The 12,808-nt window shown below is 67.5% G+C and carries 13 protein-coding genes; 4 read left to right on the top strand and 9 right to left on the bottom strand.

The window, feature by feature from the left end; all coding sequences use genetic code 11:
- Positions 1–482: 482 nt before the first annotated feature.
- The 3 genes from ABD848_RS12735 to ABD848_RS12725 form a co-directional block, all read right to left on the bottom strand.
- On the bottom strand, positions 483–1,214 hold the full coding sequence (locus ABD848_RS12735) for an alpha/beta hydrolase (protein WP_344971339.1): 732 nt from the start codon (positions 1,212–1,214) through the stop codon (positions 483–485).
- A gap of 69 nt (positions 1,215–1,283) precedes the next feature.
- Positions 1,284–1,604 carry an ATP/GTP-binding protein gene (locus ABD848_RS12730; RefSeq protein ID WP_344971337.1) on the bottom strand — a complete coding sequence of 107 codons (321 nt, stop codon included), beginning with the start codon at positions 1,602–1,604 and terminating at the stop codon, positions 1,284–1,286.
- Between the two features lie 71 nt (positions 1,605–1,675).
- Complete coding sequence (locus ABD848_RS12725) at positions 1,676–2,878, bottom strand: 3-hydroxyacyl-CoA dehydrogenase (RefSeq protein ID WP_344971335.1); 1,203 nt, start codon at positions 2,876–2,878, stop codon at positions 1,676–1,678.
- Between the two features lie 126 nt (positions 2,879–3,004).
- Between ABD848_RS12725 and nucS the strand changes: the two genes are divergently transcribed.
- The 4 genes from nucS (at position 3,005) to ABD848_RS12705 (ending at position 7,340) form a co-directional block, all read left to right on the top strand.
- Positions 3,005–3,682 (top strand): endonuclease NucS, encoded by a 678-nt coding sequence (gene nucS / locus ABD848_RS12720; RefSeq protein WP_344971333.1) that lies wholly within the window; start codon positions 3,005–3,007, stop codon positions 3,680–3,682.
- A 77-nt stretch (positions 3,683–3,759) separates the two neighbouring features.
- A complete protein-coding gene (locus ABD848_RS12715; RefSeq protein WP_344971331.1) occupies positions 3,760–4,449 on the top strand; it encodes a DUF1707 SHOCT-like domain-containing protein in 690 nt (229 codons plus the stop codon).
- Between the two features lie 370 nt (positions 4,450–4,819).
- Positions 4,820–6,373 (top strand): M20/M25/M40 family metallo-hydrolase, encoded by a 1,554-nt coding sequence (locus tag ABD848_RS12710; protein WP_344971328.1) that lies wholly within the window; start codon positions 4,820–4,822, stop codon positions 6,371–6,373.
- Positions 6,374–6,734: 361 nt separating this feature from the next.
- Complete coding sequence (locus ABD848_RS12705) at positions 6,735–7,340, top strand: cob(I)yrinic acid a,c-diamide adenosyltransferase (RefSeq protein WP_344971326.1); 606 nt, start codon at positions 6,735–6,737, stop codon at positions 7,338–7,340.
- 53 nt (positions 7,341–7,393) lie between these two features.
- Here the strand turns inward: ABD848_RS12705 and ABD848_RS12700 are convergent, their stop codons facing one another.
- The 6 genes from ABD848_RS12700 to atpA form a co-directional block, all read right to left on the bottom strand.
- Complete coding sequence (locus ABD848_RS12700; protein WP_344971324.1) at positions 7,394–7,699, bottom strand: MTH1187 family thiamine-binding protein; 306 nt, start codon at positions 7,697–7,699, stop codon at positions 7,394–7,396.
- A 58-nt stretch (positions 7,700–7,757) separates the two neighbouring features.
- Positions 7,758–8,240 carry a DUF2550 domain-containing protein gene (locus ABD848_RS12695; RefSeq protein WP_344971322.1) on the bottom strand — a complete coding sequence of 161 codons (483 nt, stop codon included), beginning with the start codon at positions 8,238–8,240 and terminating at the stop codon, positions 7,758–7,760.
- Positions 8,241–8,266: 26 nt separating this feature from the next.
- On the bottom strand, positions 8,267–8,674 hold the full coding sequence (locus ABD848_RS12690; protein ID WP_344971320.1) for a F0F1 ATP synthase subunit epsilon: 408 nt from the start codon (positions 8,672–8,674) through the stop codon (positions 8,267–8,269).
- A 99-nt stretch (positions 8,675–8,773) separates the two neighbouring features.
- On the bottom strand, positions 8,774–10,216 hold the full coding sequence (gene atpD / locus ABD848_RS12685) for a F0F1 ATP synthase subunit beta (RefSeq protein WP_344971318.1): 1,443 nt from the start codon (positions 10,214–10,216) through the stop codon (positions 8,774–8,776).
- Between the two features lie 5 nt (positions 10,217–10,221).
- Complete coding sequence (locus tag ABD848_RS12680) at positions 10,222–11,139, bottom strand: F0F1 ATP synthase subunit gamma (RefSeq protein ID WP_344971316.1); 918 nt, start codon at positions 11,137–11,139, stop codon at positions 10,222–10,224.
- 3 nt (positions 11,140–11,142) lie between these two features.
- Positions 11,143–12,783, bottom strand: a complete 1,641-nt coding sequence (gene atpA / locus ABD848_RS12675) for a F0F1 ATP synthase subunit alpha (RefSeq protein ID WP_344971314.1) — start codon at positions 12,781–12,783, stop codon at positions 11,143–11,145.
- Positions 12,784–12,808: the final 25 nt, after the last annotated feature.

Below are 12,808 nucleotides of genomic sequence, written 5' to 3'. Positions count from 1 at the left end.
CCCTCCCCCACTGCGAGACAACGATGGGGCCCGGTCCGTACGGACCGGGCCCCGCGTCATGGTGATCGTTTGTGTCCGGACGCCGGCGGCGAAAAACGGTCGCGGCTGCCCCAACCGGCCGGGCCGGCCTCACGACAGCGGCCCCACCCGAGAAGCCCCCGCAGAGGGCACGAAACCGCGTTCATAGGACCGGCTCTCGCCGACCTGAGTGTGGTGCGGCTCCCCTGGGGACGGCAGTCAGCCAGGCAAGCGCGCCCAGGGCCACGCCGCGTCACGGCCCCACGCCCGGCTGGGTTCTGTTCGGGCGGCTGGGGTGGGTGCCGTGGAGGTGTTCGCTCGTGCCTCGATCGCTGCGCGAGCTCGCCATCCGGCGAAGGCGGCAGCGGACGCGCTCACCCACGTCTGCCCACCGCCCTGCCAAAACAGAACCTGACCCGCCCGGACGGATGCCCCCTCACGCGAGCCGGCGGAGCCTCAGGCGGTCACAGCACGTCCTTGTCATAGGCACCGTCCCACTCCGTCGGCAGCGGGACCGCGCCCGGTACGACGCGGGCGACGATCTCGTTGAGCACGGTACGCACGTAGGGTTCGCCCACCCACAGGTGTTTGGCTCCGCTCACCCCGACAACCTCGGCCTGCGGGACGGCGGCGAAACGTTCCCGCGCCTGGTCTGGACGCAGATAGTCGTCGAACTCGGGCACGAGCGCCGTGAGTGGCTTACCCGACTTGGCCCACGTCGCCAGATCTTCCTCGCCCGCGCGGTGCAACGGCGGCGACAGCAGGACCGCCCCCTCGACCTCGGGGTCGCACCCCCATTTCAGCGCCAACTCGGTCCCGAACGACCACCCCAGGAGCCAGATCCGGGGCAGCCCCTCGAACTCGGCGAACTCGATGGCGGCAGCGACGTCGTAGCGCTCGGTCTCTCCCTCGCCGAACGTGCCCTCGCTCGTGCCGTGGCGGGAGGTCGTGCCGCGGGTATTGAAACGCACGACCGCGGTGTCGGCCAACGCGGGAAGCCGAAACGACGCCTTGCGCAGCACGTGACTGTCCATCATGCCCTCGGCGGTGGGCAGCGGATGCAAGCAGATCAGCGTGGCGACCGGGTCGGCCTCGGCCGGCAGCGCCAACTCCCCCACCAGGCGCAGGCCGTCGGCGGTGTGCAGGGTGACGGCGCGGCGGCGGGCGGGCAGCACCGTACTGGCACGGATCTCCATAACACCTCTTCAATCGCGGTCAGCCGTGGCCGCGCCGGCGCGGCCACGGCTTTAAGCCCAGAGAGGGGGTCAGCGGCGCGGGTAACGCACGGAACGGTGCTCGCGCCGCTGCCAGCACGAGGAGTGCCAGTGACGGCGCTCCTCTCCCTTGCTGCCGGCCGGCCACGCCACAATGTGGGGCATCCCCGGTGGGATGTCCTGGTAGCAGCCTGGACAGCGGTAGTGCTTCACGGCGGCGGACCCGCTGATGTGCCGCATCACCCACTCGCCGTCAGAACCGGTTACACGACGCTGGCCACCGGTAACCCGGTCGATGAACGAATCGTCGTCACCTTCGGGTCGCTTGGGGCCCCGGTCGCGACGGCGGGGAGTGTTACGGCGCGGACTCACCCTTCCCAGGATAAAGGGACGTTCCTCGCCCTGGACGAGCTCGGGGCGAGGGTGATACCGATCACGAGCCGTTAGTCGACGTCGCGGAGGGTGTCATGCCCTTCGTGCCGTAGCCAATTCAGCAGTGGGGCCGGACTATCAGCGGGCACGAGCCCCATATCGATCATGGCGCGCAGGCCCGTGACGACCGACTCGATACCGCGCGCATTGAGCAGCTCGATCGGCCCCTTGGGGTAACCGCAGCCGAGCTTTATAGCGGTGTCGACCTGCTCGGCGGTGGCGTAGGTGTCACCCACCATGCGGACCGCGTCGTCAAGGTGGGGCAACAGCAGCAGATCGGCGAGGTCGAAGCCAGCCTCCTTGGCGCGTACCCGCCGCGCGATCGGTCCGGTGGGCTGCTCCTCGGGGGGCTCGTCGCGCGAGTAGTCGTAGAAGCCGCGCCCGCTCTTGCGCCCGAGGAGACCGGCGGTAGCCATGCGCCGGAGCAGCGGCGCGACCGCGTGACGCGGCCCGCGAAACTCCGCCCAGAGGACGTCGATGACGGCCAGGGCCACGTCGATGCCGATCAGGTCGAGCAGCGCCAGCGGCCCCATGGGCATCCCGGCGCTCTTGACCACGGCGGAGTCGATCTCCTCGCGCGAAGCGATGCCGCGCTCGTAGACCGACACCGCGTGGTTGAGGTAGGGCACCAGCAAAGCGTTGGCGACAAAGCCGGCACGGTCGGACACGACCACGGGGGTCTTACCGACCCGCTTGGCGATCTCGGTGGCGATCTCGACGGCCCACTCCTCGCTGATGACCGTACCGGCGACCTCGACCAGGTTCATCACGGGAGCGGGGTTGAAAAAGTGCAGGCCAACGACCTTGGTGGGGCGTTGGGTCATTGCCGCGATCTCGGTGACCGACAACGAGGACGTATTAGTGGCCAGGACGGTTCCTGGCGGACAGATGTGATCGAGATCGGTGAAGACCTCACGCTTGACAGCGATGTCCTCGGAGACCGCCTCGACGACGAAGTCGGCGTCAGAGAGGTGGTCACGGGAGGTGGTGAACGTGACGCGGCCCAAGATAGCGCGCTGCTCATCTTCGGTGAGCTTGCCCTTGCTCACCGCTTTGGCCAACGACTTCTCCAGATGGGCTCGCCCACGTCCCAGCGCCGCCTCATCGATTTCGACACCGGTCACCTCGAAACCGCCGGCGGAAAACACCTCGACGATGCCCGCCCCCATAGTTCCGAGTCCGACCACTCCGACCTTGTGGAATTCCTGCACCATGGGATAACACCCTAGTCGGTGACCTCGGGAGCGCCCAGGGGAGGACGGGCGTGGCTGCCACTCCCGGGAAACCGGATGGGCTGTCGAATTCCCCAGCAGCGGGGCGAGACGGTAACGTGACCTGCCGTGCGTCTTGTCATCGCCCGTTGCAGCGTCGATTACGTGGGCCGCCTCACCGCCCACCTGCCCATGTCCCCCCGACTGATCCTGATGAAGGCCGACGGTTCGGTGTCGATTCACGCCGACGACCGCGCTTTCAAACCGTTGAACTGGATGAACCCGCCGTGCCGGCTCCGGGAGTCCGAAGACGACAGCGGCAGGAAGGTGTGGACGGTCACCCACGGCAAATCCGGCGAGAAGCTGGTGCTCACCATCGAGGAGATCCAACATGACTCCTCCCACGAGCTGGGCGTCGACCCCGGCCTGCGCAAGGATGGCGTCGAGGCGCACTTGCAGGAGTTGCTCGCCGAACACATCACCACGCTGGGAGAGGGCTACACGCTGATCCGCCGCGAGTACCCCACCGCGATCGGGCCGGTGGACATCCTCTGCCGTGACGGGGAGGGCCACACGGTGGCCGTGGAGATCAAGCGGCGCGGCGAGATCGACGGTGTCGAACAACTGAGCCGCTATCTTGAGCTACTCAACCGCGATCCCGTGATCACGCCAGTGCGGGGGATCTTCGCTGCCCAAGAGATCAAACCCCAGGCGCGGGTGTTGGCCAACGACCGCGACATCTCATGCGTCACCCTCGACTACGAGGCGCTGCGCGGCATCGAGTCCGACGTTCCCCGGCTGTTCTAGCAGCGGCGCGCGCCGTGTGGCCCACGCAGCGGGGCAAGGGGCTTTCGAGCCGCGGCCGGATACGGAAGGCTCGGCATATGAGCGCAGCGAGCAACGGTGACCACGAGAGCAACCCAACTTCACGGATGCGCGTCTCCGACGCCGACCGCGATCGGATCGCCCACCGGCTCCGCGAGGCGCTGGCCGAGGGCCGGATCACTGCCCAGGAGCACACCGAGCGTCTCGAAGCGACCTACACCGCCACGACGGCCGGAGAACTTCTCCCCCTCGTCAGCGACCTGCCGACACTGCCACCATCGCCGACCGAAGGCGACGCCGCCGCGCTGACCGGCCTTTCGGGGGCGCCCCGACCGATCTACGGTCGAGAGCGGATCGGCGGGCGGGCGAGCGGCCGGTTTTCGGCCGCGCTGATGGGCGTGACCGAACGTGCCGGCACCTGGACGCTCCCTGAGACCTACGTGGCCATGACTGTGATGGGCGCGATCGGTCTGGACCTTCGGGAGAGCCGCTTCGCCGCGCGCGAGGTGACCATCTACGCCAACGTGGTGATGGGCGCGATCGAGGTCATCGTCCCCGACGACGTTGAGGTGCGCGTCCACGGTGTCGGCATCATGGGGAGCTTCGCCACCGACGGCAAGCCTGCCGGGGTCACCGAACCCGGTGCGCCGATCGTCCACGTCACAGGCATAGCCGTGATGGGGGCCGTCGAGGTGGCCCGCAAACCCCGCCAACACCAGCCCCACACCGACGACGACAGCGACGATTAGGTTCTGGTTTTCGAACGGCTGAGGTGCGGAGCCGTGGGGGGTCTTCGGCCACTCACGCCTCGATCGCCGCGCGATCTCGGCAACCTGCGAGGCGCCGGCGGACGCGCTCACCCACGTCCGCCCACCACTTGCCCTCACCGACCGTGCCGAAAAACAGAACCTAGCCCGCCCTGGCGCCGCCTCGCCGGTGCGCAACAGCGAACGCCATGATCTCGTCAGCACTTGGGCTAATTGCGGCAATCACCGACGCGACCCTTGCCCACTGCACACACACAGTGACAGGCTGCATGCGATTTACCACCCTATGCGTCTCAATCGTCACCTTTAGTGAAAGTGCACTGAGCAGAAGATCTCGTCAGGGAGGACGATCGTGCTCATACCTACTGGTCAACCTCGGCGTCTTGCGTCTTCGGGCACGCCGGCCCGACGGCGCGCGCTGGCCGCCGGCTTGGCCCTTGCCACCGCGGCGCTCACGCTGGGCACCGCCACGGGAGCTCGGGCCGAGACCGACGCCACTCCACTGCCCAAGCTGGTCACGGTGGACAACGTCCGTGCCCACATGGAGAACCTCCAGATCATCGCCGACTTCAACGAGGGCAACCGGGCCCACGGCACCTCGGGCTACGACATCTCCGCCGCCTACGTCATGGACCAACTGGAGCGGGCGGGCTACCAGCCGACGAAACACACCTACATCTACGAGTACTGGACCCAGCTCGCCGCCCCCTTCCTGACCATGCGCGCGCCCAAGGAACACGGCTTCATCCGCGACGAGGACTTCCTGCCGCTGGAGTATGCGGCCTCAGGTGACGTGACGGCTCGGGGAGTGCTCGTGGCCGCCGGCAGCGACACCAGCGGGTGCGCGGCCGAGGACTTCACGGGCTTTCCCAAGGGAGCGATCGCGATCATGAAGCGCGGTACGTGCACCTTCGAGGCCAAGACCGCCAACGCCGCCGAGGCCGGAGCAGCCGCCGCCGTCATCATCAACCACGGCGCCACCGACGAGCCCGCCGACGTGGGCCCGATCCGCGGCACGGTGTCGAACCTGTCGCGGATTCCGGTCGTAGGGGTGTCCGTGGCCGCGGGTGAGCGACTGCGCCAGGCAGGTGAGCAACTGCGGCTGCGCGTCAGGATCAAAAGCGAGATCCGCGAGGAGTCCTCCTACAACGTCCTCGCCGAGACCCCGCAGGGGCGCGCGGACAACGTGGTGCTCGTGGGCGGCCACCTCGACAGCGCTCCGGCAAGCCCCGGCATCAACGACAACGCCAGCGGCAGCGCGGCGATCCTGGAAGTCGCCAAACAGTTCGCCGAGGTCGAGCAGCCCGTCAACAAGGTCCGTTTCGCGTTCTGGGGCACTGAGGAGCAAGGACTGGTGGGCTCGACCAAGTACGTCGAGAGCCGCTCGGAGCAAGAGCGCGCGAATATCGCGCTGTACCTGAACTTCGACATGCTCGGCTCCCCCAACTACGGTCGCTTCGTCTACGACGGCCGCGGGGAACTAGCGCAGTCGACCACCCCACCGGCCGGCTCCGCGGCGATTCAGAAGATGTTCGAGGACTACTTCGCCAACCGGAGCCTAGCCACCGAGGCCACACCGTTCAGTGGACGCTCCGACTACAGTGCGTTCATGGCGGCCGGCATCCCCGCTGGGGGCCTGTTCAGCGGAGGCGGCAGCGTCAAAACCGAACGGCAGGTCAAGGACTACGGTGGTGTCGCGGGCGAGGAGTTCGACCCGAATTACCACACGCCCAACGACGACATCACCAACATCAACTGGGAGAGCGTCGACCAGATGTCGGACGGCGTCGCCCACGCGGTGGCCAAATACTCCCAGAGCACGCTGCCGGTCAATGGTGTGCTGCGCGAGCAGCGCGCGCCTGGCGAGGTCGCATTCGCCCGCCAGGGTGACGTCTGGCTGCGCTGAGCCCGCAGCACCGCAACCGCTGCCCGGGGCGTGCGCCCGCGCCTCGGGCAGCGGCGTGTACCGGCCCCAAGCGTGTCGGCACCGGTCGCCAAACCGCGGGGCCGCTCCCCCAGCGCACCACGAACATCATGGGCAATTTCCGGTTGCCCTGGACACCCAAATTGATACTCTTGATGATTGAATCACTACTAAAAGTAGTGAGTCGCAGGTGGAGCGCTTGACTCCAGCGTTGCGCGCGGCTCCGGGTGCACATATTCGGGGGCCATCCGGAGCCGGGCGGACCGCCACCTTTGCGCCGCACCGCCTCGGGACTGTCCCCGGCCACCCTCGCCGATCAGCTCCTCCCCCTAGAGTGAGGGCTATGACAGAACGGGATCGCGAAAAGCCGGTGGTGCTGTCCACGATCTACACCAGAGTGGGCGACGACGGAACCACCGCCCTGGGCGACATGAGCCGTGTCTCGAAGACCGACCCCCGCATCGCCGCCTACGCCGATGTCGAAGAGGCCAACGCCGCCCTCGGAGTGGCCCTAGCCTTGGGCGAGATCGACGCTGACGTCCGAACGGTGCTCGCCCGCATCCAAAATGAGCTGTTCGACGTAGGTGCCGACTTGTGCACTCCGGTGGCCGAAACGGACGGGGCGAGCGAGTTCACTCCGCTGCGGGTCGAGACGGCCTACGTCGAGCGGCTCGAAGCCGAGTGCGACCGCTTCAACGAGGGCCTGTCGACGCTGCGCAGCTTCATTCTGCCGGGCGGCACCCCTGCCGCGGCCCTCCTGCACACGGCCCGCGTCACCGTCCGCCGCGCCGAACGTAGCGCGTGGAGCGCGGCCGAAGCCCACGGTGACACGGTCAGCCCGCTCCCGGCACGCTACCTCAATCGACTCTCCGACCTGCTGTTCATCCTGTGCCGCCGCGCCAATCACGGCGGTGGCGACGTGCTGTGGCAGCCCGGAGGGCAACGCTGAGACCGATCGACACAACGGCCGCCCCGCGGTGGCTGTCGGGGGGTGAGGGGCGGTCAGCCCCAATCGGGTTCGGTGAGCTGTTCCTCGACCGCCTGCACCTTACTCGTGAGGCCATCGACCATCCCCTCACGGATATCGGCCTTGAGAACCAGACTGACTCGGCTGGCCCCTTCGCCCGCCGCTCCCACGGCGCGCTTGACGACGTCCATGACTTCGTCCCACTCACCTTCGATACTGGTGAACATGGCGTCGGTACGGTTGGGCAGGCCGCTTTCGCGCACGACCTGGACAGCCCGCGCCACAGCGGGGGCCACCGAGTCTCCCTGCCCCATAGGGCTGACTGAGAAGGCGACGATCATAGTTTCACCCTAAGCCGCGGGGGTGGCGGCCGGCGAGCGTCGTCGCCTGCGAGGAGGGTTAAGAATCCCAACTGGTTCCCGGGGGCAACGACTCCAGCCATGAGAGGAAGCCGGTCAGCGTGGCGTCGCTCATCGCCAGCTCGTAGCTGGGTTCCTTGCGGTCGTCCTCGTCGGGCTCGCGGCCGACCTCGATCACGACGAGGTCGGTGGCCAGGTCGCTGGCCAACTCCTCACTGGTGGGCTCGCGGCGGCCCCTAACGACGAGACCGCGGCGCGACAGCTCGGCTGTCGGCCGCGGCCATAGCGAAAACGCGCGATACCAGCGCAGCTCGTCGCTACCGTAGCGGGCGAACCCCACCCGCCATGGGCGTCGATCGCCTTGCCCGGAGCGCAGGTAACACTCCACGGCACCGCCCCCGCGTTCGAGCACGAATCTGCGTATGGCGACGCCGAGGAAGAACAGCACCAGAAGGGCGAGAAAGGCGGCGAGCAGCCATTCAGCGAGCAGCAGCCAGCTTTGGATCGACCGCGGTTCGCCCACTCTCTCGTTCCCCTACCTGTCCTTTGTCAGGCGGCTTCTCCGGCCGCGCGCAACCGACTCCGGGCCCGCATCAGCTTGTGCACCGCTTCCTCGTCCTCGACAGCGATGCCGGCGGCCACAGCCTCCTCCAGCGTGCCGCGGGCACGCTCGGTGTCGATGTCCTCAGCCAACTCGGCGACCTCGGCGAGGATGGAGACCCGGTTGGTGTCGGTGACGGAGATATAGCCTCCGTGCACCGCCGCGCGGACCTCGCCGTTCTCGCGACCACCGAGTACCCGCACAACCGCGCCAGGCGCAAGCAGCGCAAGGATCGGCAGGTGGCCAGGTTGGATGCCGACCTCACCGTCGATGGTCTTGGCGATGACCATATCGCCCTCGCCCGCCCACAGCTCGCGTTCGGGCGAGACGAGCTCGACGAACAGCTTCTTCGACACTGCCACAAACTCCTCTGATTGTGTCCCGAATCGGGAAGCCGGTGCCGACCCGCGGCGCGGGCCGGCACCGCCGCCCTACCGGACGTGATTCCGCAGCGTCTAGGCTTCGAGCGTCTTGGCCTTCTCGACGGCCATCTCGATGTTGCCGACGTCGAGGAACGCCTGCTCGGGCAGGTGGTCGTACTCGCCGTCACACAGCGCCTTGAAGGAGGCGATGGTCTCCTCCAGCGGCACGAACACACCCGGGTTGCCGGTGAACTTCTCGGCCACGAACATGTTCTGCGAGAGGAAACGCTCCAGGCGCCGCGCCCGGTTAACGATGATCTTGTCCTCCTCGGAGAGCTCATCGATACCGAGAATGGCGATCTGGTCCTGCAAGTCGTTGTTGCGCTGCAAGATCTCCTTGACCCGCTGGGCGACCTGGTAGTGCTCCTGGCCCACGTACTGCGGGTCGAGGATACGCGAGGTCGAGGTCAGCGGGTCCACCGCCGGGTAGATCCCCTTCTGCGAGATCGGGCGGGACAGCTCGGTCGTCGCATCGAGGTGGGCGAACGTGGTCGCCGGCGCCGGGTCAGTGTAGTCGTCGGCGGGCACGTAGATCGCCTGCATCGAGGTGATCGAGTGCCCCCGGGTGGAGGTGATGCGCTCCTGCAACTGACCCATCTCGTCGGCCAGGTTGGGCTGGTAGCCCACCGCCGAGGGCATCCGGCCCAGCAGCGTGGAGACCTCCTGACCCGCCTGGGTGAAACGGAAGATGTTGTCGATGAACAGCAGCACATCCTGCTGCTGCACGTCGCGGAAGTACTCCGCCATCGTCAGGGCTGACAGGGCCACCCGCAGTCGGGTGCCGGGCGGCTCGTCCATCTGACCGAACACCAGCGCGGTGTCGGGCAGCACGCCCATCTCACCCATCTCCAGGAAGAGGTCGGTCCCCTCACGGGTCCGTTCCCCGACTCCGCCGAAGACGGACACACCGCCGAAGTTGCGGGCGATACGGGTGATCATCTCCTGGATGAGGACCGTCTTGCCCACACCGGCGCCGCCGAACAGCCCGATCTTGCCGCCCCGCACGTACGGGGTGAGCAGGTCGATGACCTTGATGCCGGTGACCAGCATCTCGGTCTTGGACTCCAGTTGGTCGAAGGCCGGGGCGGAACGGTGGATCGGCCAGCGGTCGGCAGCGTTGACCTCCGAGGGCGCCACGTCGAGCGACTCGCCGAGGGCATTGAACACGTGACCCTTGACGGCGTCGCCCACCGGCACGCTGATGGGCCGACCGGTGTCGCGCACCTCACTACCGCGGACGAGACCGTCCTGGGGCTGCAACGAGATGGTGCGGACGAGGTTGTCCCCCAAGTGCTGGGCGACCTCTAGCGTGATGGTCCTGGTCTCCCCGCTGAGGGTGACCTCGGTCTCCAAAGCATTGTAGATCGCCGGCAGCGCGTCGACGGGGAATTCCACGTCGACGACCGGGCCGGTGACCCGGGCGATGCGGCCGGTGGCGGTGCCAGGCGCGGCCGTTCCTTCAACAGTCGCAGTCACTTCTCTTACTCACTTCCCGCGCTGGCGCCAGCGAGCGCGTCGGCGCCACCGACGATCTCGCTGATCTCATTGGTGATCTCCGCCTGGCGGGCCTGGTTGGCCTGGCGGGTCAGCGTCTTGACGAGTTCCTCGGCGTTGTCGGTCGCCGCCTTCATCGCGGCGCGCCGCGACGCCTGCTGCGAGGCCGCCGACTCCAAGAGCGCGAAGTAGATCCGGTTCGTCACGTACTGCGGGAGAAGCTGGTCGAGGGCATCTTCCGCGGACGGCTCAAAATCGTACAGCGGCAGTGGTCCACCGTGTTGGCGGATCAACTCCTCGTCCTCCACCTCTTCCAACTCCAGGGGCAGCACCCGGGTGGCCGTGGCCCGCTGGGTCAGCATGGAGACGAACTCGGTGGAGACGACGTGGATCTCATCGACGCCGCCGTCCCCGGTGTCCTGGGAGAAGCGCTCCAGCAAGACGTCGGCGATCTCTTTGGCGTGGATGTAGGTGGGGCGCTCGGTGAACCCCTCCCAGCTCTGCTCCATCGGACGGTCGCGGAACTGGAAGTAGTCGATGCCCTTGCGGCCCACCATGTAGGTGAGGACCTCTTTGCCCTGGTCCCGCAGGAGCGCGGTGAGGCTTTCGGTCTCTTTGATGGCGTTGGCCGTGTAGGGACCGGCCAACCCCTTGTCCGACGTGATGACCAGGACCGCCGAGCGGGTGGGGTTGTCGGCCTCGGTCAGCAGCGGGTGCTCGCGGTACCGGGCGGCCAACGCCGCGACCGCCCGGGTGATCTCGCGGGCATAGGGCCCGGCCGCGTTCACCGCACGCTGCGCCCGGGAGATGCGCGTAGCCGCGATGAGCTCCATCGCCCGGGTGATCTTGGCCATCGACTTCGTCGAGCGGATTCTGCGGCGATAGACGCGAAGCTGTGCTCCCATGGCTTACTTCCCGCCGTCCTTGGCGACCTTGATGGTCTCCTGGCCGACCTGGTCCTCGCTGAGGGCTTCGGCATTCTCGGCGCCGAGGATGCCGCCGCTGCTGGTCTCGAAGGTCTGTTTGAACTCCTCGATCGCCGACTTCAGCGCCTCGGCGGTCTCGTCTTCGAACTTGCCGCTCTCGCGGATGGTGTCGAGAATCGGGGCGTGCTCGCGACTGAGGTAGTCGAGGAAGTCGCTCTCGAAGCGGCGCACGTCCTCCACCGGAACCTCGTCGAGCTGGCCGGTCGTACCGGCCCAGATCGAGACGACCTCCTGCTCCCCGGGAAACGGCGTGTACTGGCCCTGCTTGAGCAGCTCCATCAGCCGCGCGCCCCGGTCGAGCTGGGCCTTGGAAGCGGCGTCGAGGTCGGAGCCGAAGGCGGCGAACGCCTCCAGGTCGCGGTACTGCGCCAGACCCACCCGCAGCGAACCGGTCACCTTCTTCATGGCCTTGGTTTGGGCGGAGCCACCCACACGCGACACCGAGATACCGACGTTGATGGCCGGCCGCTGTCCCTGGTTGAACAGGTCGGACTCCAGGAAGACCTGGCCGTCGGTGATGGAGATGACGTTGGTGGGGATGTAGGCCGAGACGTCGTTGGCCTTGGTTTCGATGATCGGCAGCCCCGTCATCGACCCGCCGCCCATCTCGTCGGAGAGCTTGGCGCAGCGCTCCAGCAGACGGGAGTGCAGGTAGAAGACGTCACCGGGGTAGGCCTCACGGCCCGGCGGACGGCGCAGCAGCAGCGACACCGCACGGTAGGCCTCGGCCTGCTTGGTCAGGTCGTCGAAGACGACGAGGACATGCTTGCCCTGGTACATCCAGTGCTGGCCAATGGCCGAACCGGTGTAGGGAGCCAGGTACTTGTAGCCCGCGGGGTCGGAGGCGGGCGCGGCCACGATGGTGGTGTACTCCAGCGCACCGGCCTCTTCCAGGGCGGCCCGAACACCGGCGATGGTCGAGCCCTTCTGGCCGACCGCCACGTAGATGCAGCGCACCTGCTTGTTGGGGTCGCCGGAGTCCCAGTTGGCCTTCTGGTTGATGATCGTGTCGATGCAGACCGCGGTCTTGCCGGTCTGCCGGTCGCCAATGACCAGTTGGCGCTGACCGCGACCGATGGGCGTCATCGAGTCGATCGCCTTGATGCCGGTCTGGAGCGGCTCCTCAACCGGCTGGCGCTGCATGACCGAGGGCGCCTGGAGCTCAAGCTCGCGGCGCTCGGTGGCATCGATGTCGCCCTGACCGTCGATGGGGCGCCCGAGCGGGTCGACCACGCGACCCATGTAGGCGTCGCCCACCGGCACCGAGAGGACACGACCGGTGCGGCGCACCGTCTGGCCCTCTTCGAGCTGGGTGAAGTCGCCCAGGACGACCGCGCCGATCTCGCCGATCTCCAGGTTCAGGGCGAGACCCAGGGTGCCGTCCTCGAATTCGAGCAGTTCGTTCGCCATCGCAGAGGGAAGGCCTCCGACGCGGGCGATGCCATCACCGCAGTAGGTGATAGTCCCGGTTTCCTCGCGTGCGGCGGCGTCAGGCTCGTACGACTGGACGAAGCGCTGTAGCGCGTCCCGGATTTCCTCCGGCCGGATCGTCAGCTCCGCCATCTCACGTATGTCCTTGCTCTCGTTG

The sequence above is a fragment of the Salinactinospora qingdaonensis genome (genome assembly GCF_039539445.1).
In the GTDB taxonomy this organism is placed as follows: domain Bacteria; phylum Actinomycetota; class Actinomycetes; order Streptosporangiales; family Streptosporangiaceae; genus Salinactinospora; species Salinactinospora qingdaonensis.
The sequence above is the reverse complement of the archived record's forward strand: the minus strand, read 5'-3'. Positions and strand labels throughout refer to the sequence as shown.

Bases quoted from the DNA above. Each gene is read 5' to 3' on its own strand.
- ABD848_RS12735 (WP_344971339.1), bottom strand. From the start codon at position 1,214: ATGGAGATCCGTGCCAGTACGGTGCTGCCCGCCCGCCGCCGCGCCGTC.
- ABD848_RS12725 (WP_344971335.1), bottom strand. From the start codon at position 2,878: ATGGTGCAGGAATTCCACAAGGTCGGAGTGGTCGGACTCGGAACTATG.
- ABD848_RS12715 (WP_344971331.1), top strand. From the start codon at position 3,760: ATGAGCGCAGCGAGCAACGGTGACCACGAGAGCAACCCAACTTCACGG.
- ABD848_RS12705 (WP_344971326.1), top strand. From the start codon at position 6,735: ATGACAGAACGGGATCGCGAAAAGCCGGTGGTGCTGTCCACGATCTAC.
- ABD848_RS12700 (WP_344971324.1), bottom strand. From the start codon at position 7,699: ATGATCGTCGCCTTCTCAGTCAGCCCTATGGGGCAGGGAGACTCGGTG.
- ABD848_RS12680 (WP_344971316.1), bottom strand. From the start codon at position 11,139: ATGGGAGCACAGCTTCGCGTCTATCGCCGCAGAATCCGCTCGACGAAG.
- atpA (WP_344971314.1), bottom strand. From the start codon at position 12,783: ATGGCGGAGCTGACGATCCGGCCGGAGGAAATCCGGGACGCGCTACAG.